The sequence below is a fragment of the Kribbella sandramycini genome, from assembly GCF_013131805.1.
In the GTDB taxonomy this organism is placed as follows: Bacteria; Actinomycetota; Actinomycetes; order Propionibacteriales; family Kribbellaceae; genus Kribbella; species Kribbella sandramycini.
On the sequence record NZ_JABJRC010000001.1, the window covers coordinates 1,127,543 to 1,149,357 of the forward strand.

At 68.2% G+C, this 21,815-nt stretch carries 9 protein-coding genes; 6 read left to right on the forward strand and 3 right to left on the reverse strand.

Features of this window, described 5'->3' with window-relative positions; all coding sequences use genetic code 11:
• Nucleotides 1-11 precede the first annotated feature (11 nt).
• Nucleotides 12-350, forward strand: a complete 339-nt coding sequence (locus tag HPO96_RS04960; RefSeq protein WP_171671354.1) for a YciI family protein — start codon at nucleotides 12-14, stop codon at nucleotides 348-350.
• 66 nt (nucleotides 351-416) lie between these two features.
• On the opposite strand, the gene HPO96_RS04965 is transcribed toward HPO96_RS04960, so the two are convergent.
• Nucleotides 417-1,217 (reverse strand): endonuclease/exonuclease/phosphatase family protein, encoded by an 801-nt coding sequence (locus HPO96_RS04965; protein WP_171671356.1) that lies wholly within the window; start codon nucleotides 1,215-1,217, stop codon nucleotides 417-419.
• Between the two features lie 129 nt (nucleotides 1,218-1,346).
• Nucleotides 1,347-2,912: a DUF5722 domain-containing protein gene (locus HPO96_RS04970; RefSeq protein ID WP_202885493.1), complete on the reverse strand. Its 1,566-nt coding sequence runs from the start codon at nucleotides 2,910-2,912 to the stop codon at nucleotides 1,347-1,349.
• A 361-nt stretch (nucleotides 2,913-3,273) separates the two neighbouring features.
• Between HPO96_RS04970 and HPO96_RS04975 the strand changes: the two genes are divergently transcribed.
• Nucleotides 3,274-4,140, forward strand: coding sequence for a MurR/RpiR family transcriptional regulator (locus HPO96_RS04975; RefSeq protein ID WP_171671358.1), 867 nt, complete (start codon nucleotides 3,274-3,276; stop codon nucleotides 4,138-4,140).
• Between the two features lie 3 nt (nucleotides 4,141-4,143).
• On the opposite strand, the gene HPO96_RS04980 is transcribed toward HPO96_RS04975, so the two are convergent.
• Nucleotides 4,144-4,638: a helix-turn-helix domain-containing protein gene (locus HPO96_RS04980; RefSeq protein WP_202885494.1), complete on the reverse strand. Its 495-nt coding sequence runs from the start codon at nucleotides 4,636-4,638 to the stop codon at nucleotides 4,144-4,146.
• Between the two features lie 127 nt (nucleotides 4,639-4,765).
• On the opposite strand from HPO96_RS04980, the gene HPO96_RS39520 reads away from it, so the two are divergent.
• The 4 genes from HPO96_RS39520 (at nucleotide 4,766) to HPO96_RS05000 (ending at nucleotide 21,806) form a co-directional block, all read left to right on the forward strand.
• A complete protein-coding gene (locus HPO96_RS39520; RefSeq protein ID WP_202885495.1) occupies nucleotides 4,766-8,503 on the forward strand; it encodes an nSTAND1 domain-containing NTPase in 3,738 nt (1,245 codons plus the stop codon).
• A 146-nt stretch (nucleotides 8,504-8,649) separates the two neighbouring features.
• On the forward strand, nucleotides 8,650-15,285 hold the full coding sequence (locus HPO96_RS04990) for a LamG-like jellyroll fold domain-containing protein (protein WP_171671359.1): 6,636 nt from the start codon (nucleotides 8,650-8,652) through the stop codon (nucleotides 15,283-15,285).
• Between the two features lie 15 nt (nucleotides 15,286-15,300).
• Nucleotides 15,301-21,042: an RHS repeat domain-containing protein gene (locus tag HPO96_RS38945; RefSeq protein WP_171671361.1), complete on the forward strand. Its 5,742-nt coding sequence runs from the start codon at nucleotides 15,301-15,303 to the stop codon at nucleotides 21,040-21,042.
• Between the two features lie 275 nt (nucleotides 21,043-21,317).
• Nucleotides 21,318-21,806 (forward strand): SigE family RNA polymerase sigma factor, encoded by a 489-nt coding sequence (locus HPO96_RS05000; RefSeq protein WP_171671362.1) that lies wholly within the window; start codon nucleotides 21,318-21,320, stop codon nucleotides 21,804-21,806.
• The last annotated feature ends 9 nt before the right edge of the window (nucleotides 21,807-21,815 follow it).

Consider the following 21,815-nt stretch of genomic DNA (forward strand, 5'->3'; position numbering starts at 1 on the left):
GGAGATTCATCATGAAGTTCGCACTCGTCTACCAGTACGACCCGGCCACCGACAGCCCCACCGAAGCCGAGATCCCCGACTGGCTGAGCATCGACCAGGAGATCAAGGACTCCGGCGGCTACGTCTTCGCCGAGGGCTTCCACGCAACCAGCGCCGGCCGCACCGTCACCCGCCGCTCCGGCGAACTGGTCGTGCAGGACGGCGTCGCCGCAACCTCCGGCCCGGTCGTCGCCGGTTTCATCGTGGTCGACGTCGACAGCATCGAAGCCGCCCAGGCCTGGGCCGAGAAAGTCCCGACGGCGAACTATGGCAGCGTCGACATCCGCCCCGTCGTCGAATGGAACGGCTGACCACCGCCACTTCAGGCAAGCGGCCGCTCCGCAGGAACAGCTGCGAGCGGCCGCAGTCCTTGTTCGTCAGTTGAGCGTCATGTTGGTCCAGAGCTTCTTGTGGTCGGAGTTGGGGGTGGAGACGACGGACGAAGCGTTCGGGGTGAAGGCGGGGGCTTTCATGAAGACGTAGTCGATCTTGGCGCCGCCGTCGCCGGTGGCGGGGCCGGAGCGGCTGCAGCAGCCGTTGGCTTCGGTGTGGGCTCCGGTGGCGCCGCCACCGTACGCCGGGCGGTACATGACGTCGAGGGCGTCTTCGGTCGGGGTGAGGTTGAAGTCGCCGCCGACGAAGGCCGGGTGACCGGCGGCCGCGTAGCCGGCCAGGATGTCCGCCACTTTGTCGACCTGGGCGCCGCGGGTGCCGTCGCCGTGGAAGTCGATGTGGGTGGAACACGCGATGAACCGCTGCGGGGAAAGCATCGCGCAGACCATCTTGCGCGGCTCGTGACCGTTCGGGTTCGGCAACGACCAGACCTTGTGCCAATCGCGGGTACCGCGGGTGACGAGCGCGATGCCGTAGTCCGAACCGTCGTCGCACTTGTGCGCGGTCGGGACATGGACCACCTGGTAGTCACGCGATGCCAGCTGGTTGCGGATCCGGTTGGCCTGCCCGGCGCAGACCTCCTGCAGGGTCGCGGTCCGCGCGTTGCGGTTGATGATCGAGTCGACCACCTCGTCGGCGACGGCGAGCCGGCCGTCGTTGCACTTGTTCCCGCACAGGTTGAAGCTCAGGTTCCCGAACGTGTACGCCGCGGCGGCGGGCGCGGCAGTCAGGCAGCCGGCGACCGCGACGGCGGTCGCGGCGACAGCGAGCAGGCGACGAATCATGACAGATCTCCTCGGGGCGGTTCGGAGTCGATGAATGTCTCGCCGGCGAGCCTACTGCGAACGAGTGCCTCCGAGGATCAGCTCGGCCATCGGCCGACCGCTCGGTGGCGGTCGGCCGATGGGGCCGGGTCAAGCAGCGTAGCCCAGGAGCGATTCTCGTTGCTGGCCTTCGCAGTTGGGGTCTCGGCTGATGAAGTGGTCGCCTTTCCAGGGGATGTAGCAGCGGTAGATGGGATCGGTGCCGGTGGTGCGGGCGTAGCCGACGGGGCCCAGGGGCTGGAGGCCTTCGCAGTCGACGGAGCGGGTGAGGAGGTTGTGGGCGCCTACCTTGCATTCGTAGAGGGGGATGGTCCCTGGTTCTTGTTTGCGGAACAGGCGCCAGGTTGCCTCGGTGGTGAAGCCGCTGGGCAGGATTCGGGAGGATGCCCAGTGACCGCGGGATTGGTGGTTACCGCGGGTGAGGGTGGTGTACGGGAGCTTCTCGAAGCCGCAGCTGAGCTGGGCCGGGTTGAGATCGTTGCGGTTGGCAAGAGCCCAGGTGGTCCACGCGGGTTTGGCGGTGTGGTCGGGGTTTCGCAGGCCGACGGCCAGCCCCTGGGCGATCTCGTCGGCGTGGTCCTTCATCCGGTGGTAGTTGAAGTTCACGATGCCGGGGGTGCCGAGGACGTTGCGGAAGATGTTGCAGACTCCGGCGGCCTGCTTGGCCGGTGACGACGGGTTGACCGAGTTGACGCCGCTCTCGGTCAGCTGAACCTCCTGCGCGGCCGGGTGCCCCGGGAACGTCTTGGCGAGCCAGCCGATCAGCACCCCCAGGTTGCCGTGCGTCACCCACGGGTAGTCGTCCGGCCCGAAAACGTCGCTGACCAGGGGGTTCGAGTACGGATGGAACGCGATCCGCCAGTCGCGCCCACCGGCCCGCTCCGCGACCGCGGTGATCACGGTCGTTCCGGCCAGCTTCGCGTTGTTGCCACCCGCGGCCGGGTCCTCCAGTTCGATCCCGAACTGGTGGTCGAGGGAGACGAGTACTTTCGCGGTGGACTGCTCGGCCTTGATCCGGTCGTACGCGGCGTTGTAGTTCGCGGAGATCTCGTCGAGCCACTTGGTCTTGTCACACGGGACGCCCTGGCCGCAGCCGATGTCGAACCAGACGTTGGTGTTCACCTCGTTGTGGATCACGAAGTCCGCGATCCGGCCGTGGCCGCGCTGCCCGTCGTACCGCTGGGCGAGCATCCCGGTGAACCGGCCGTAGTCGGCCGGATCGTTCGGCGTACAGAAGATCGCGAACTTCGGATCGCCGTTGGCCGGCGAGCAGAGCTTGCCCTGCCGGGCCCAGGCCGGCGTGCCGTAGACGACCGCGGTGATGATCAGGCCGCGGTTCGCATACTCGCGGATCTCGTCGTCGGTCTGCTGGTCGATCTGGTAACAGCGACCGTCGTACTCCTGCTCGCCGGTCGCGCAGGGCGCGGACTTCACCGCGGGTTCCCACTGGTCCCAAACCACGTTGATCGCGACCCCGCCGGTGTTGTTGCCGGCGATCTCGTCCCGGTTCGGCCAGAAGTCGGTATGGATCGACTTGATCCGGTAGGCGTCCCGGTCCGGGTACGGGAGCGCCGCCGGCGCGGCGATCGCCGGGTTGGCGGTCAGGAGAGTGGCGAGGGTGACCAGGAGCACCCCCAAGCGGGTCATGGCTCGCATCCGTCAGTCCTTCCTGAGGTGTACTGCCAACGTTGCGGCTGGCACGCGGAGTCTCAGGACAGACCCTGCCGGGACGGACGGCGTCCGTCGATCCTTCTCATCACCGCCAAAGCGTCCGGATCCGGCCAGCTGCGAATCGCTTCCCCGAGGAAGACCATCCGGTCTGTGAATCATTCACAGACCGACGGGTCGGTGCGGCTGATGCCGGCTCGTGCGCACGGCCGGGAGCGGACATCCGAGCTCCCTCCAGAGAGCCGAACAGGAGTCGGCGATCCGTTCGGCCCAATCCGCGGCGGTTATACTCCTACGCCTTTCCAGCGAGTCATTGACACGTTTCAGTGACCGTCTGAAAATCGGTCCCATGCCCGAAACCCTGCAGGCCCGGATCCATGCTCTGCTGCCGGCGCTGAGCACCACTCAGGCGCGGATCGCCGACGAGGTGCTCCGGAATCCGGCCGCGGTTTCCGCCTCGACCATCGGCGAACTCGCCGCGCGCTGCGGCACCTCCCTGCCCAGCGTGACCCGGTTCTGCATCGCCCTCGGCCTCGGCGGGTACGCCGAACTCCGGCTCGCCCTGGCCGCGGAGAACGCCCGGGACGCCGCCGACTCCGAGCCCGGCGCCGGTGTCGAGATCGGCCCCGACACCGGGATCGAGGAGGTCCTGCGGGTCCTGGTGAGCACCGATATCCAGGCGATCACGGAGACCGCGGCGGGTCTCGATCTCGAGGCCCTGGGCCAGGTCGTCCAGGCGGTCTCGGACGCGCGCCGGATCGACCTGTACGCGGTGTCGGGCTCGGCCTCGGTCGCCGAGGATCTCGGGCTCCGGCTGCATCGCATCGGCCGCGCCGCGTCGACCTGGAGCGACGTCCACAACGCGCTCACCAGCGCCGTCCTGCTCGGGCCGGGTGATGTCGCGATCGGGATCTCGCACAGCGGCGAGACCGTCGAGGTCCTGGAGCCGCTCCGGCTGGCGGCGTCCCAGGGCGCGAAGACCGTCGCCGTCACCAACTCCCCGCGGTCTCCCCTGGCCCGCGCCGCCGAGGTCGTCCTGCTCACCGCGGCCCGGGACCTCCCGCCCCGAACCGGCGGGATGGCCTGCCGGCACGCCCAGCTGATCATCCTGGAAGCGCTGTACCTAGGGGTCGCCCAGCGCGACCGCACGCTCGCCGAGCATTTCGTCACCCTGACCGCCGACGCGATCACCACCCACCGCGAGCCGACCTACTAGCTCTCACCTGCTGACGGCGAAGAAGTCGTCCGGGGTCGGGCAGAGACTGTCGAGGCGCCAGGGGCAGCGGCAGGCGCTGGCCGCGATCGTTTGGAGTTCCTCGGCGATCACCTGGGCCAGGCGGACCTTGTCGATGCCGTAGACGCCCGAGGTCGTGATCAGCTGGGCGGCGTCGAGGGCGGCAATGACGGCGTCCAGGACGTCGTCCGGACCGGCTGTCGCGGCTGGTGGTCGCGCCGGGGGCTTCGCCTGCGGTTCGAGCTGGAGCACGGTCGCCAGGGCTTCCAGTGAGGACTGCCGCGGGGCGGTGATGCGGTCGCCTTCGAGATTGCGGATCGTTCGGATGCTGACTCCGGACCTGCGGGCCAGTTCCGCCTGGGTGAAGCCGCCGTCGGTCCGCGCGCGCCGGATCACGGCGCCGACGGTCTTCCGGGTGGACAGGTACACGACCTTGTCGTTCCGGTTACGTCCCGCGTGGATCCACCAGGTGTCCGACACCAGGCCCCCTCCTTCGTGCCTGCGGCTGCACCCCGCAGTCGCGTGTACTTGTCTACCGCGCCCGGGTTGTTCAGTTTCCCGTGGTGAACTCTGAACAACTGACTGTGAACAACGGGGGGTGGTTGCGGTGCCGGCACGAGAGAAGCCGCTGGAGCCGGGCAGTGAGCCTTTGGTGGGGCTCGCGAGAGATCTGCGCAAGCTGCGGCAGGAGGCGGGAAGTCCCACCTACCGCGAGCTCAGTAGACGTGCGCACTACTCGGCGGCGGCGTTGTCCGAGGCGGCGAGCGGACGCCGGCTGCCCAGTCTGCCGGTCACCCTCGCCTTTGTCGCGGCCTGCGACGGCGACACCGCCGAGTGGGAGCAACGCTGGCGGGCGGTCGAGGCCGAGACCTCGACGACAGCCGAGCCCGACGGGTCCGAACGGGCGCCCTACGCCGGACTGGCCGCCTTCCAGGTCGGAGATGCGGATCGGTTCTTCGGGCGCGAGGATCTGGTGGCCGATCTCCTCACCCGGGTTCGAAACCATCGGTTCGTCGGTGTGTTCGGGGCCTCCGGCAGCGGCAAGTCATCGGTGCTGCGCGCCGGTCTGATGGCTCACCTCACCCGCGACGACCGACCGGTGGTGGTGTTCACCCCCGGCCCGCACCCGATCGAGGAATGCGCAGTCCAGCTGGCTGCTCTGCTGAACGTCCCGAGTACGACGTTGCTCGCGGAGTTCGCCACGTCGCCGAAGAACCTCCATCTGCGGATCCGGCAGGCAATGGCCGATCGGGACGACGACGCCGATCTGGTGCTGGTGGTCGATCAGTTCGAGGAAGTCTTCACCCTGTGCGCCGACCCCGACGAGCGGGCCTGGCTGATCACCGCGCTGACGACAGCGGCGTCCGTCCCGACCAGCCAGACCAGGGTCGTTCTGGGAGTGCGAGCCGATTTCTACGGTCACTGCGGCCGGTACGCGGAGCTGGTCGACGCACTGCGGGATGCGCAGGTTCTTGTCGGTCCGATGACCTCGGAAGAGCTGCGCCGGGCCATCACCGAACCCGCGGCTCTCGCCGGTCGCCGGGTCGAAACCGCGCTGGTGACCGAACTGGTCGCCGCAGCCGCCAACCACCCCGGAGTGCTGCCCCTGGTCTCACATGTCCTGCTGGAGACGTGGCGGCGGCGCCGGGGCACCACACTCACCCTGGCCGGCTACGAAGCTGCCGGCGGACTGCGCACCGCGCTGGCCCGGACCGCAGAAACGATCTACACCGGCCTCGCGGCCGATCAGCAGGCCAGCACCAAACACATCCTGCTGCGACTCTGTGCGCTGGACGACACGGGCGCAGCCACCAAACGGCGCATCAGCCGGCGCGAGGTGGACGACGGCGCCCCGAACACCAGCACCGTTCTGGACCGGCTGGCCCAGGCCCGGCTCATCACCCTCGACCGGGACGGCGTCGAGCTCACCCACGAGGCACTCATCGGGCACTGGCCGCGGCTCCACGACTGGCTGACCGAGAACCGCGACGGCCTTCGGATCCACCGTCAGCTCACCGATGCCGCGCAGACCTGGAACGCGCTGGAGCGCGACCCCGGAGCGCTGTACCGGGGGACGCGGCTGGCGCTGGCCGGCGAATGGGCCGGCCAGGACGGCCATCGAAGCCAGCTGAATCCGGCCGAGCAGGACTTTCTCGATGCCAGCACCGCTGCTGAGGCGACCGAGCGACAGACGGTTGCGCGCCGCCAACGGCAGTTCCGCTACCTGACCCTCTGTCTGACGGTTCTGCTGCTCGTGGCCACCGCTGTCGGGGTGGTCGCGATCGACCAGGGCCGCGACGCCGTCCGGCAAAGTCAAGACGCCATCTCCCGCCAGCTGGCCGCTCAGGCGCTGACGCTGGTCGAGTCCCGGCCCGGCAACGCGATGCTGTTGGGTGTCGAGGCCTTCCGCACGTCGCCCACCACGGAGGCTCGCGGCGCACTGCTCAGCCTGTCCGCGCATCAGACCTACCAGACTGAGCTCATCGGTCATAAGGACCCGATCTCCGAGCTCGCGTTCAGTCCGGACGGCAACACCCTGGCCACCGCCAGCCGAGACCAGAGCGTCGTTCTGTGGGACACCCAGCAGCGCACCCGCCGAGCCACGCTGACTGCGCACGCGACCTGGCTGCGGGCGGTGGAGTTCAGCCCGGACGGACGCGTGCTCGCCACGGGCGGTGACGACAAGAACGTAGTGCTCTGGGATGTCGCGACGGCCGCGCCACTGGCCACCCTCACCGGGCACACCGCGTCAGTGAAAGCCGTCGCATTCAGTCCGGATGCGCGCAGGGTGGCCACAGCCGGCTCCGACCAGACGATTCGGTTGTGGGACACCAAGACGCACACGCAACTCGCGCAGCTCACCGGCCACGTCGGCGTCGTGCAGGCTGTTGCGTTCAGCCCGGACGGACGCACGCTGGCCACCGGTGGTGCGGACCGAACGGTCCGGCTGTGGGACGCCGCAACCGGTGCTCAACTGGCCAGCCTCGCCAGCCACACGAAGTCAGCAGACGCCGTGGCCTTCAGCCCCGATGGCCGCACGCTGGCCTCGGCCAGCCCGGACCGGACCGTCAGGTTGTGGGACGTTGCCCAGCGCACCCAACTGGCCACCCTCTCCGGCCACACCGGCGACGCTCGGGCCGTCGCGTTCAGCCCGGACGGGCGCACCTTGGCCAGCGCGGGACATGACCACACGGTCATCTTGTGGGACACCGCGAGCCGCAAGCTGCTGCACCGGCTGACCGGTCATCCCGACAACATCTACACCCTGAGCTTCGATCGTCAGCGTTCGATGCTCGCCTCAGCCGGCGAGAACGGAACCGTCATTCTGTGGGACCCGACCGAACGCCCGCTCGCCGGCCACAGTGACTGGATCCACGACGTCGACCTCAGCCCCGATGGACGCACGATCGCCACCGCAGGCAAGGACGGCGCGGTGATGCTGTGGGACGCCGACAGCCGGTCCCGCCTGGCCACCCGGACCGCTGAGTCCGCATCGGTCAACGCCGTGGCGTTCAGCCCGGATGGCCGCACGCTGGCTGCCGGCACCGGATCCGACACCGACCTGCCGACGGCTGCCAACTTCGCCGTCACCCTCTGGGACACCACCGCCAACACGCCCTCGATCGCACTCACCGGGCACACCAATCGCGTCCAGGACATCGCGTTCAGCCCGGACGGGCGAACTCTGGCCAGCGCCGGCTTCGACGGCAAGGTCATCTTGTGGGACCTGGCCAGCCGGACGCCGGTAGCCACGCTCACCCACCCCGATGGACTCCACGGCGTCGACTTCAGCCCGGACGGCCGCACGCTGGCCACCGCGGGGCAAGACCAGACCCTGGTGCTGTGGGACGTCGCGAAACGCTCCCGGATCACCACCCTCACCGGCCACACCGGAGCACTCCGAGAGGTCGCGTTCAGCCCCGACGGCCGCACCCTGGCCTCCGCCGGTATCGACCGAACGGTGATCCTCTGGGACGTCGACCGACGCACCCCATCGGCCGTCCTCGACGGCATCCCGGGCTCGGTGAACGCCCTGGCCTTCAGCCCCGACGGCCGCATGCTGGCGGCAGGCCTCACCGACCGCACGGTACGGCTGTGGGACGTCGACCGGCGCGCGCATCTGGCCACTCTGAGCGGCAGCCACACCGAACCGGTCCGAGCCGTCGCATTCAGCGCCGACGGCACCACCCTTGCCTCTGCCGGCGCCGACCAGACCGCCACGCTGTGGACCACCGACCCAGAGCGCACCGCGAAGCGCATCTGCGACACCCTCGCACGCGACCTCACCCATGACGAGTGGCGACAGTCGTTGCCGGAAACGCCGTACCGCGCAACCTGCAACTGATGCCTCAGCACCGGCGGCAACTTCCCGGCAACTTGCCGGCGGGGTCTGGCCGCCGGTGAGCTCCGGCTCGCAAACTTTCGCTGGCGCGGCCGCATGGGCCGCGTGGACGGCTGCCGCCGTCCAGTTCCGGACTGGGGGAAGATGCGATGCGGGTACGTCGATTCATGGGTGCGTTGACCACCATGGCGGTAGCGATGGCCGTGGTCGGTCAAGTCGCGATCGTCCTGCCCGTAGCAGCACAACAGCCGGCGGCGACGGCGCCGGCCGGCCCGACGGAGGTGGCCGAGCTCACCACCGAAGACCGGATCGTGCACGCACAGCCGGACGGGTCGATGGTGGCCACGCTGAACGTCGAACCAGTGCGGGTCAAACAGGCCGGACGCTGGAATCCGGTCGACACCACGCTCGTGCGCCGCCCGGACGGAACCTTCGGTCCGCGCGCCGTCCCGGCCGAACTGGCTTTGTCCGCAGGGGGAACCGGACCGCTCGTGCGGCTGGGTAGCGCAGCCAAATCGGTCGAGCTGGCCTGGCCGGGCAAGCTGCCGGCGCCCACGGTTCGCGGCGACACCGCTACGTATTCGGAAGTCCTGCCAGGCGTCGACCTGGTGATGCGGGCGGAGGCCAGGGGCTACGCCCAGCGGCTGGTGGTCAAGAACGCGCAGGCGGCGAAGAACCCCGCGCTGCGCCGGATCAGCTTCGGCCTGGGCACCAACGGCGTCAGCGTCAAGCAGGCCGGATCCGGTGCCCTGCAAGCGATTGACGAGCGCGGCGAGCCGATGTTCGAAGCCGCCCCGCCGTCCATGTGGGACGCACCTGAGGAACGGCCGGCCGAGACCCGCAAGCAGGCCGGAGTGCAGGTGGAGCTGGCGCAGCGCAAGCTGACGCTCGTTCCGGACGCCGCGCTCCTCGCCGATCCGCAGGCGAAGTTCCCGCTCACCATCGACCCGGACTGGAAGACGTTCAGCAGAGCGGGCTGGACGAAGGTGTTCTCGGGTAAGCCGACCACGTCGTACTGGAATGGCGGCAACGACGTCGACTCCTGGGCCAAGGTGGGCTACTGCGGATTCGACTTCTGCAACGGCATCGACACCACGCGGGCCTACTTCCAGTTCGACACGAGCTCGCTGTCCGGCGAGATCCTGTCCGCGGAGCTGCGGACCAAGATGGTCTACAGCCCCAGCTGCTCCAACGGGACCCAGCGGCACGAGCTGTGGCGGGCCGCGAAGTCGATCAACTCCGGCACCACCTGGAACACGCGGCCCGACGGTCAGTCGCTGCTGGACACCAGGCTCGCGCCCTTCTCGTACACCGGTTGCGGCGGGTACCGGCCGCTGGGCTTCGACGTCGGCTCCTCGGTCAACATGGCCGGTCTGTCGACGTACATGCTCAAGGCCGATCACGAGGACTTCGAGCATCGGTGGGACTGGCGCAAGTACAAGGCGAGCGAGACCAAGCTGACGGTCAAGTTCAATCACCCGCCGCGGACGCCGACCAACCTGCACACCGATCCGCCGCTGCCGGCGCCGTGCAAATGGTGCAACAACAAGCGCTACATCGGCGCCCAGTCGGACATCTGGCTCAAGGCGACGCTGTCCGACCCCGATGGCGATCAGCTCAAGTCCATCTGGACGATCGAGTACGGCGGCGGCGAGATCCAGACGCACGGCCTGAACAAGTCCGGGCTCGTCCGCGGTCACAACCTCGACCTGCGCGACAAGAACGGCAAGACGATCACCTGGAAGGTGCACGGCGTCGACACGGCCGATCGGGCCGGTCCGAGCGCCACGGCGCCGGCGTTCGCGGTGGATGCCACTCGGCCGGCCAAGCCACCGACGGTGAGCGGTCTGCTGTATCAGGAGGGCGACAACCTCTGGCACGGCGGCAAAGGGGTGCCGGACACGTTCACCCTCGGCTCGAACGGCGTCACCGACATCAATCACTTCGAGTACCGGTGGACCGGCGAGACCGCCTTCCGAAAGATCAACGCCGACCGGCTGGGTGGAAATGCGCCGCTGCGGACGGCGCCGCCCAAGGACGGGCCGATGACGCTGTTCGTGCGCAGCGTCGACCGCGCGGGCAACCCCAGCGAAGAGCGGAACTACGCCGTCAAGGTCCGCCCGGGCAACGGTGCACTGGCGCACTACGCGTTCGAGGACGAAACCAAGAACTCCGCGTACCTGCCGGACACCCTGAACGACACCACCGGAGTGCTGTCCGGGACCACCAGCTATCCGGAGGGCGCGGTTGGGCTCGGTCTGCGGCTGGGTGCCGACGGCAAGATGACTGCCTGGGCCAAGCGCGATCCCGTCAACCCGGTCAAGAACCTGGTCCGCACGGACAGCTCATTCACGGTCTCGGCCTGGGTCAAGCCGGCTGATCCGGCCGTTGCGCAGACAGTGCTCAGCCAGTCCGGTAGCGCCACGCACGGGTTCCGGGTCGGCGTGGAGAACGGCCGCTGGGTGTTCGCGATGCCGCAGTCGGACAGCCTGACAGCGGCGGTGGACAAGCTGACCGGGCCGGTCGCAGCGGCCGGATGGACCCACGTGACCGCGCGGTACACCGTCAACAGCAAGGGTGACGGCGGCGCGATGACTCTGTTCGTCAACGGCGCCGAGTCGCCGGCGGTCACCCACAATGTGCGGTGGCACTCCGCAGGAGAGTTCGCGGTCGGTCCCTTCGCCGGTGACGTCGATGAGGTGAAGATCTGGGACCGATCCCTGACCACTGCCGAAGCGCAGGCGCTGCTGCGCCAGGACAACGTCCAGGCCGCGCACTGGCCGTTCGACGAGACGGCCGGCACCACCGCGAACAACGAGGTGATCGGCGGTGACGACGCAGTCCTGAACCTGGGCGCGAGCTTCGGCGACGAGCAACCCGTGGATCGCGGCTACCTGCGGCTCGACGGTGTGGACGACCACGCGACGCCGAACGCTCCGCAGCTGCGCACCGACCAGAGCTTCTCGGTGTCCGCCTGGCTGAGCACGAACAAGATTTCGACCACCCAAGCGGCACTCAGCCAGGACGGCGCCTCGGAGTCCGGCTTCGTCGTCAGCCACCAGGACGACGGGCGCTACACGTTCACCATGCCCCGCACCGATACAACGGGTCCGGCGAAGGACACGGTGTCCTCTGCGGCGCTCCCCAAGACCGCATCGGAGTGGCGCCATCTGGTGGCCGTGTACGACGCGGCCACGGGCCGGATGTCCTTGTACGTCAACGGCAAGGCGACCACGGTGACCCGTCCGGCTGCGACCTGGAACGCCACCGGCGCATTCCAGATCGGCCGGATGATGGCGGGCGGTACGTACGCCGCTCCGTGGTCCGGAAAGCTCGATGACGTCCGGGTGTACCACCGCGCGATCTCCGGCGCCGAGGTGACGGGCCTGCTCGCGGTCGGGAAGGCGACGGTCGGCCACTGGAAGCTGGACGGGAACGCCGAGCCCGGCGGAACCACGAAGGGCATCAGCCCGCCCATCTGGACCGCTGGGCAGTCGGACGCTCCGGACGCTTCCGACCTCGCGGTCAAGCTCGACGGCGCGCAGAAGCAGTATCTCGAGGCTCCGACGACACTCAACGCCGGCGACAGCTTCGCGGTGGTCGCCTGGGCGAAGCTCGACAAGGCCGGCAGCGCCCAGGTCGCGGTCTCCCAGGACGGCAGCACGAATTCGACGTTCAGCCTGGACGCGACGCCGGACTCGAAGAACATCACCCGGTGGACGATCACTCGCTACAGCACCACCGGAGCGATCTCCAGAGCGTTCGGCCCGGCGGTCCAGGTCGGGCATTGGACCCATCTGGCCGGGGTGTACAGCAGGGATCCGGGCAAGGTCGACCTCTACGTGAACGGGTCGCTCGAGGGCACGATCGCGGTGGCCGCGCCGTCGTCCAGCTCAGGGCCGCTGATCATCGGCGCGCGCAAGTACGCCGGACAGCGCGACCAGTACTTCACCGGCGCCATCGATGACGTCGAGGTCTACGCCCGGGAACTGTTCTCCGAAGAGATCGCCACGATGGCGGGCCGGGACCTCAGGCTGCGACACAGCTGGCCGTTGAACGAGTCCGGCGGACTGACCGCGGCGGACAGCACAGCTGGCCTCGGCGGCACGGTGCGCGGCGGCGCGACCTTCATCCCGGGCAAGTCGGGCAATGCGATCAAGCTGGACGGAGTGGACGACTCGGCGGGCACCGCGGCACTGACCGGTCTGCGGACCGACAAGAGCTTCACGGTCTCGGCATGGGTCTATCTGGACGGCTACCGGGACGGAAGCTCCACGATGACCGCAGTCAGCGTGGACGGCGTCAACACCAGCAAGTTCCGGCTCGGTCACCGCACTGACGAGAACAACGGAACCGTCTGCATCGACGATCCGTTCATGCCCTGCGGCGAGTGGCTGTTCGAGCTGCCGAAGGCCGATCGGGACGACGTGGCGACCGCGGCGGCGTTGACGGTGACCGCCGCCGAGGTCAACAAGTGGGTGCATCTGGTCGGTGTGTACGACCAGCCGAGTAACCGGATCTGGTTGTACGTCAACGGAATGCGGGTCGCCCAGGCCGACATGAACACCCCCTGGACGCATCCGACGACCGGCGGCAACGGCGGCGTACAGATCGGCCGCGGCAAGATCAACGGATCGCCTGCCGAGCACTTCCGCGGCGCTGTGGACGACCCGCGACTGTATTTCGGCGCGCTGAACCACAGCCGGGTCTCCGGGCTGCACAACTCCTACCTGACCGGGGACACCGGTCCCGGTCTCGCGGAAACCGTGGCTGGGCATTGGAAACTCGACGACAACGAGCTGGACTCGTCCGACAAGGAGAGAGCGCTCACGCTCGCCGGTACGCCGGAGTGGCGGCCCGGCCGGGACGGTTCGGCGTTGTGGCTGTCCGGTGACGACGAGGCGTCGTCCAGCGGCCCGCTACTGGAAACCGCGGCGGCCTTCTCCGTCTCCGGATGGGCCAATCTGCAGGACAAGACGGTCAACCGGACCGCAGCCTCGCTGCAAGGCGACACCGGTAACGCGATGAAGGTGTTCTACGACAAGGCGAAGGACCGTTGGGCTGCCTCGGTCGATGCGGGCGGAGCAGTGACCACGGTCTACTCCACCGTCCCGGTCCGTACGGACGAGTGGACGCATCTGGCGGCCAGCTACAACCCGGCCACCAATCAGCTGTGGTTGTACCTCAACGGGACCGTGTCCGCGGCCAAGCTGACAGCGGATCGAGCAGTGGTTGCCAGCGGCAATCTCATCGTCGGCCGGGCCACGGTGAACGGCGCTCCCGGCGAGTTCTTCAAGGGCGGACTCGACGACGTGCGGGCCTATGCGAAAGCGATCACCGCATCAGAGGCACGTACTCTGCACGACGCTCCGCCGGGGTCGGTTCGGGACAGCTGGCGGTTCAACGACGGCACCGCCCGGGACTACTCGCGCGGCGGAGTCGACCTGACGCTGACCGGCGCCACCATCGAGGACGGCGGAGTCGATGGCAAGGCGCTCCGGCTGGCGTCCGCCGGGGCACATGCCTCCGGCGCGTTCGGAGTGAGTACCAGGGACAGCTTCACCGCCTCCGCGTGGGTGAAGCTGACCAATCCGGGCGCGAAGCCGGCCACCGTGGTCAGCCAGGACGGAGTGCGCAACCACGGGTTCGCGCTGCAGTACCGGCCGGCGGCGAAGAACTGGGCGTTCATGGCGTTCGACCGGGACGCGGACAATGCCGAACCACTGCTCGTGGTGTCCAACCAGCCCGCAGCGGTGAACGAGTGGGTGCACCTCGCCGGGGTGTACGACCACGCGGCGGCCCAGCTGCGGTTGTACGTCAACGGCGTACTGCAAGGACATCAGGACGGTGTGACGCTGTGGGATGCGATGGACAAGCTGTCGATCGGCCGCGGCAAAGTGAACGGTCAACCGGCGGACTACTTCACCGGACTCGTCGACGAGGTGCAGGTGGGGCAGGGCGTCCTGTCCGGCGCTGAGATCGCGGCCAATGCAGCCTGGGCACCGGCCCCGGCCGGTCAGCTCGGCCGCTACGTCAACGCGGCGGGAACCTGGCAGACCGCGAGTACCGACGCTCCGCCCGCCGGCTACCGGTTCGAGTCCAGCCTCGGCATGCCGGCGCCGGCCGGTGCGCCCAATACCAAGATGCTGTACGGCTGCCGAGTCGACATCACCGTGGTCACCACCGACGACCCGACCTGCGCAAACGGCCAGTATCCGCTGGTCGGAGAGATCGGTCTGGTGTACATCAGCCCACCGGCCGGAGTCAGCACGGTGCCGATCAATCGGTGCAAGAAGGCCGGTGTGCATTTCGACTCGCGATGGGACTCCTGTGAGGGACAGGAGAAGGAGCTGGTGCTCGGCTATGCGCTCGGCTACGCGCCGATGGTGCGCTACCTCAATCCGGCCGGCGACCACGACAACGGCGTCGAACGCGACCACTGGTCCACGGTGGACGGTACGCCGCCGGGCTACCGAGTCGATGAGCTGCAGGGCTATCTGCCGCTGTCCGCAGCGGACGGGCAGGCCGACGTACTCAGCTGCCGGACCGGGATCGACCAGCACCTGTCCCTGAGCTGCGACGGCGCCGTACCTCTCGGCGGACAGGGCCGACTGTTCACCGACAACGTGCCCGAGGACCTCGTCGGCCGCGCGGTATTCCGGTGCAGCGCAGGCACAGAGAAGTTCCTCTCTGTCGACGATGCCTGTGAGGGACGGCAGGTAACCGATCAGCTCGGCTACTTGCTGGCCGTGCCGCCCGGTGGCGTCGAACCGACCGAGAACTGAGTGAGGGGGAACGAGATGAGAAACCCACTGCGTGTGGTCGCTACCGGCGTCGTACTGGTGCTGGTTGCGACGCTGCTCGAAGTCCAGGTCACACCGGTAGCTTTCGCCGACGGCGGACCGTCGGTACCGCTGCCACAAGTTCCGTCGACGTCTGTCAGCGAGCAGACCATGGGGACGCGGCCGACCGACTCCGCGACTGCGGCGGAGCTGAGCGGTCCCCAGTCCGACACCGAGGCGCCGGCGGGCGGCGGTGCGCATACGGCCACCCCGCTGTCGCCTTCGGCAACCTGGGAGGTCGCCGCGCGGACCGGTGACTTCACCTGGTCCTACCCGCTGCGGGTGCCGCCGTCGGCCGGCGGGCTGAATCCCAAACTGGCGCTCAGCTACGCGTCGTCCGGAGTCGACGGACGCAACAGCGCGACGAACAACCAGTCCTCCTGGGTCGGCGAGGGCTGGGACCTGTCGCCAGGGTTCGTGGAACGCACCTACGCCTTGTGTCAGGACGACAAGGGCGACTACACGCCGCCGGAGGGCACCGGCGACCGGTGCTGGAAGTCGGACAACGCGACCGCGAGTTACAACGGCGGCGGCGGGATGCTGATCCGGGACTCCGACACCGGAACCTGGCGGCCGAAAGCCGATGACGGCGCCAAGGTCGAGCGGCTGACCGGCGCCGTGAACGGGGACGACAACGGTGAGTACTGGAAGATCACCACGGTCGACGGCACCCAGTACTTCTACGGGTCGCGCGGCGTGGCGGAGTCCACCTGGACCGTGCCGGTGTTCGGCGACGACACCGGCGAGCCTTGTCACGACAGCACCTTCGCGTCCTCGTCGTGCACCCAGGCCTGGCGGTGGAACCTGGACAAGGTCATCGACCGCAACGGCAACATGATCCTCTACACCTACGAGAAGGAGACCAACTCCTACGGCAAGAACAAGCAGGACGACGCCGTCTCCTACGTGCGCGGCGGCTTCCTGCGCCGCGCCGAGTACGGCCTGCGGGCGAACGACGGCGGGGTCCAGGCCGGTGCGCGGGTCGACTTCGAGCTGGACGACCGCTGCATACCCGGCCTGGCCGACGACGAATGCACCTTCAGCAAGCGCGGCAACTGGCCGGATACCCCATTGCGCGACCGCTGCGTGTCGTCGACCTGTAAGGACAAGCACAGCCCGACGTTCTGGACGACCAAGAAGCTGTCGAAGATCACCACGAGCGTACGCCGGGGAGCCGGCTACACCCCGGTGGACAGCTGGCAGCTGACGCAGAGCTTCCCTGATCCCGGCGACGGCTACAAAGCCTCGTTGTGGCTCAAGAGCATCGAGCACACCGGTCACGTCGGTGGTACGGCGACGCTGCCGGCGGTCACCTTCGAAGGCACGAAGTTCCCCAACCGGGTGGAACGAATGGACGGCGTCGGCCCCCTCAACCGGTACCGCATCACGGCGGTCGTGTCCGAGGCCGGCGGGGTGGTCGCGGTGACCTACGCCGAGCCGGACTGTACGGCGTCCTCGCTGCCGTACAAACCGGAGACCAACACGAAGCGCTGTTATCCGGTGAGCTGGAACCAGGACCAGCACGCCGAACGTACCGACCATTTCCACAAGTACGTGGTCGGCCACGTCTCCACGATGGACCTGAAGGGCACGAACCCCGAGCAGACCACCTATTACGAGTACCTCGGCGGAGCTGCCTGGCACTACGACACCTCCGAGTTCGTCGCCGCGGACGACAAGACCTGGAACGAGTTCCGCGGGTACGGGCGGGTCCGCATCCGCTCTGGCGAGACCGACAACCCCTCCGGTCCGCCCAGCCTGACCGAACTCCGGTTCTATCGGGGAATGCACGGTGACCGCGCCGGACCGGACGGCGGCACCAAGTCCGAGTCGGTCGCCGACTCGGAGAACGGCATCCGAGTCGACCACGACTGGCTCGCCGGCCAGCCGGTGGAATCGACTACCTACAACGGGGTCGGCGGCGCGACGGTCAGCAAGCAGGTGAGCTGGCCGCGGTACCAGGGGCCGACCGCAACCAGGGGGTCGCTCAAGGCCTACGTGGTCACCACCGAGACCCAGGAGACCTACACCACGCTCGCCGCCGGCGGGCGGCGCGTCACCAAGCAGGTCACCGAGCACGACGGATACGGCCTGCCGGTCAAGGTCGATGACCTCGGCGATCTCGCCACGGCCGCCGACGATCGGTGTACCCGGACCACCTACGAGCGGGACGCCGGCCAGTGGCTGATCGACTTCCCGTCCCGGGTGGAGACCGTCGGAGTCCGATGCTCTGCTGCCGCCGCGTTCCCCGAGGACGCGATCAGCGACGTGCGGAACACCCGCGACCTCCGCGGAAACATCACCAAGATCGAGCAGCTGAAGAGCCGCACGCAGCAGGCGCCGGTCTACTTCACCGCGGGAACCAGCACCTATGACGGGCTCGGTCGCGTGCTCACCTCGGCCGACGCCATCGGGCGAGTGACCAAGACGGAGTACACCCCGTCCGGCGCCGGCCCACTCACCCAGACCGTGGTGACCAACGCCAAGGGACACACGGTTGTCACGTCGCACGACCCTGCTTGGGGCGCCACTACGAAGTCGGTGGATGCGAACCAGCGAGTGACGGAGACAGAGCTCGATCCGCTGGGCAGGACGACCTCTGTGTGGTTGCCGAACCGCAACCGCGCAACGGAGTCCGCCAGCCAGAAGTACACCTACACGATCAGCAGGACCAAGCTGAGCACGGTCACCGCCGGCACCCTCGGGCCGAACGACAACCGGGTCACTGTCACGACCCTTTACGACGGCCACTATCGCGAGCGGCAGAAGCAGATACCGGTGCCCGGTGGCGGCAGACTGCTCACCGACGTCCGCTACGACCGGCTCGGCCGGGCGTACAAGAAGACGGCGCCGTACTACAACAGCAGCGCGGTGGACGACAAGCTCTGGGTGGCCGCCGACAACCAGGTGGCCAGTCACACCGTGACCGAGTTCGACGGCGCCGGCCGGGAGATCGCGACCGTCACCTTCGGTTTCGGTGTCGAGAAGTGGCGTACCACCATGAGGTACGGCGGCGACCGGGTGCACCAGACGCCACCGCCCGGTGGCACCGCCACGACGACGATCAGTGACGCGCGCGGTCGCCCGATCGAGCGGCGTACGCAGAATGGAACCGGATACGACAGCACGTTCTACACCTACGCCAAGGCCGGCCAACTGGAGACGGTGAAGGACCCGGCCGGCAACGTCTGGCGGTACGGCTACGACCTTCGCGGTCACAAGATCCGGGTGGACGACCCGGACAAGGGTTTGGTCACCAAGACCTTCGACGACAGCGGGCAGGTGCTCACCACGACCGACGCCCGCGGCAGCACGCACGCCTTCACCTACGATCCGCTCGGCCGGCAGACCGCCGAGTACGACGGCCAGGTCGGCGGCGTCAAGCGGTCCGAATGGACGTACGACACCGCCTACAAGGGCAAGGGACAGATCGCCTCCTCGACGCGGTACCTGAACGGTTCCGCCTATGTCAGCCGGATCAGCAACTACGACGCGCTGGGCAAACCGCTCACCGCGACCGTGATCATCCCGGAGGCAGAGGGCAAGCTGGCCGGCAGCTACACCTCGTCGTCCATCTACAACGTCGACGGCAGCCTGGCGAGCACGATCTACCCGGCAGCAGGCGACCTGCCCGCAGAAACGGTCAGCTACGGGTACGACGCGGCCGGGCGGCCGCTGACCACCACCGGCGGGCTTTCGGGCACCACCGTGCCGTACGTCGGCGAAACGCTCTACACCCGCTACGGCGAGGTGGAACGCATCCTGCTGGGTGACCCGGAGGTGCTCGGCGGCCGGGCGTGGCAGTCGTATTACTACACCGACGACACCCGGCGCGTGCAGCGGACGATCTTCGATACCGAGGTGTATCGGCCGATGCAGTCCGACGTCCGCTACGACTACGACCCGGCAGGCAACATCACCTCGATCGCGGACCGCACGCTCGACCAGCCGGCCGACGTCCAGTGCTTCCAGTACGACCACCTGCGGCGACTGACCGAGGCGTGGACCCCCGGCACGGACTGCGCCGCGACGCCGACGGTGGAGGGATTGGCCGGGCCGGCGCCGTACTGGCACTCGTTCGGTTACGACAAGGTCGGTAACCGAACCAGCGAGGTGCAGCACGCGCCCGCCGGGAACACCACGCGGACCTACACCCCGGTCCGGCCCGGTTCGCACCAGGTCGCGTCGATCAGCCAGTCTGGCGCGCCGACCGACACCTTCAGCTACGACGAAGCCGGCAACACCACAACCAGGACCGTGGCAGGCAAATCCCAGACGTTGGCCTGGGACACCGAGGGCGAACTCGCCAAGGTCACCTCAGGCACCGCGGTGACCGAGTTCGCCTACTGGGCCGGTGGCGGGCGGATGCTGCGCCGCGAGCCCGGTACGACAACGCTGTACCTAGGCGCCCAAGAGCTCAGCCTGAACACCAAAACCGGCTCGCTGACCTCCACCCGCTTCTACAAACACGGCAAGACCACCGTGGCCTCCCGCACCGCCTCCGGCCTCACCTGGCTCGCCGCCGACCACCAAGCCACCCTCGACCTGGCAGTAGACCGCACCACCATGAAAACCACCCGCCGCCGCCAAACCCCCTTCGGCGGCACCCGAGGCCCCACCATCACCTTCCCCGGCGAAAAAGGCTTCGTAGGCGGCACCAACGACTCCTCCACCGGCCTAACCATGATCGGAGCCCGCTACTACGACCCCGCCCAAGGCCGATTCCTCTCGGTCGACCCGATCATGGACGCCTCCGACCCCCAACAAATGCACGGCTACACCTACTCCAACAACAACCCAGTAACCTACTCCGACCCCACCGGCATGTTCTTCGACGATATTTGGGAAGGCGTGACCGACATTGCCAACGCCGGCGCGGCGCTCGCGACCGAAGCCCTCGACGGGGTACGCGAAATCGGGGAGGGAGTCGTCGATGTCGCCGTCGGCGCATACAAGACTGTCGAAGGCAGCGTCAGGGGTGCCGCAGGATGGGCCACTGGCAACGACGAAGCCATGAACAACGGATGGTCACGAGCCGGCGATGGGCTGAGCCAAGCGTGGCGAGGCGCCGGCAAGATCTATGAAGGCGGCAAGAAGGTCGCAGCATTCGGGAGCCTCGTCTGCCCGACCTGCCGAGTTCTCGGGATGCTCGCTACCGGATTCTCCGGCACCAGCGCGGTCGAGAACGCGGTGAACGGTGAGTGGGACAAGGCTGGGTTCGACATGCTCGGCGTGGTCACCGGAGTTGGCGGAGCTCGCACCGGAACCGCGGCAAGTAAGGCGAGCCAGAACGCAGACGACGCCTACGACCGGGTGATGAGGTTCGAGGACTACTATCCGATCGGCTCGTACTCCACGCCACAAATCAGGCAGAACATCATCGACGGACACCTGGAAACCGTCCGCCATTTCGAGGCGGCAGCGCTCTACAAGCGATGGAACTGGAGCTTCTACGGAGCTGGGCTCTACGGCTCGCTGGTGGCCGGCGCCCATCAGAAGAAGCGCCCGTCGCTCGGGCCACTTCTCTACTTCGACATCGGTGACCATCTCCTGCGGAACTCCGGTGGCGGTCGCGTCGGCGGCGGTGTCGGCGGTGGAGGTGGCGGTAGTCGTGGCAGCGGTGGAGGCGGCGGGTCGGCTGGTGGGGACGGGTGTCGGGTGCCTTCGGGGCCAGGGCGGTTGGGGGGCCGGACCTGCTGAGTGAGTGAGTGGGGCGGCGCCGTGCGGGTGACTCCGTGCGGCGCCGCCTTCTGCTGTGGCTCGGTCAGAAGACCAGGCTCAGGACCCAGATGGTGAAGGCGAGCAGTCCGACGACGAAGGTGGTCGTGACTACTACCGCGTAGGCGAACCAGGAGCTTCCATTCACGGGCCCATCCTGCCAGGTGTGCTCCCTGGGGGTGGTTTTGTGGGGTGGGGTGTGACGAGCCGCGGGGGTGGGTGCGTCTAGGGGGTGTGAGCTACTGGGCGGAGGGTGGATGAAGGGGATCGGCGAGTTCGAGGAGTTCGCTCGGGCCGGGGTGGGCGGGTTGTACCGGACGGCGTGGCTGCTGACCGGGGACCGGCACCACGCCGAGGACCTGGTGCAGGAGACCTTGGCGAACATGCTGAAGGTGTGGAGCCGGGTGGAGACGCCGGAGGCCTACGCGCGGACGGCGCTGGCGCGGATCTTCGTGTCGCAGCGGCGGCGCCGAAGCTGGTCGGAGCGGCCGACGAGTGCACTGCCCGAGCAGGCGGGCGCGGTGGGCGATGTCGCGCTGCGGGTCGCGTTGCAGGGGGCTCTGGGTGAGCTGGCGCCGTTGGATCGGGCTGTGCTGGTGCTGCGGTACTTCGAAGATCGCAGCGTTGAGCAGGTCGCGCTCGATCTCGGCAAGAAACCCAGTGCGATCACCACCCGCACGGCGCGAGCGCTGGAGCGGTTGCGTGTGGTGCTGGGTGACGACGCCGTCCATCTGACCGCGCTATGAAGGAGAAAT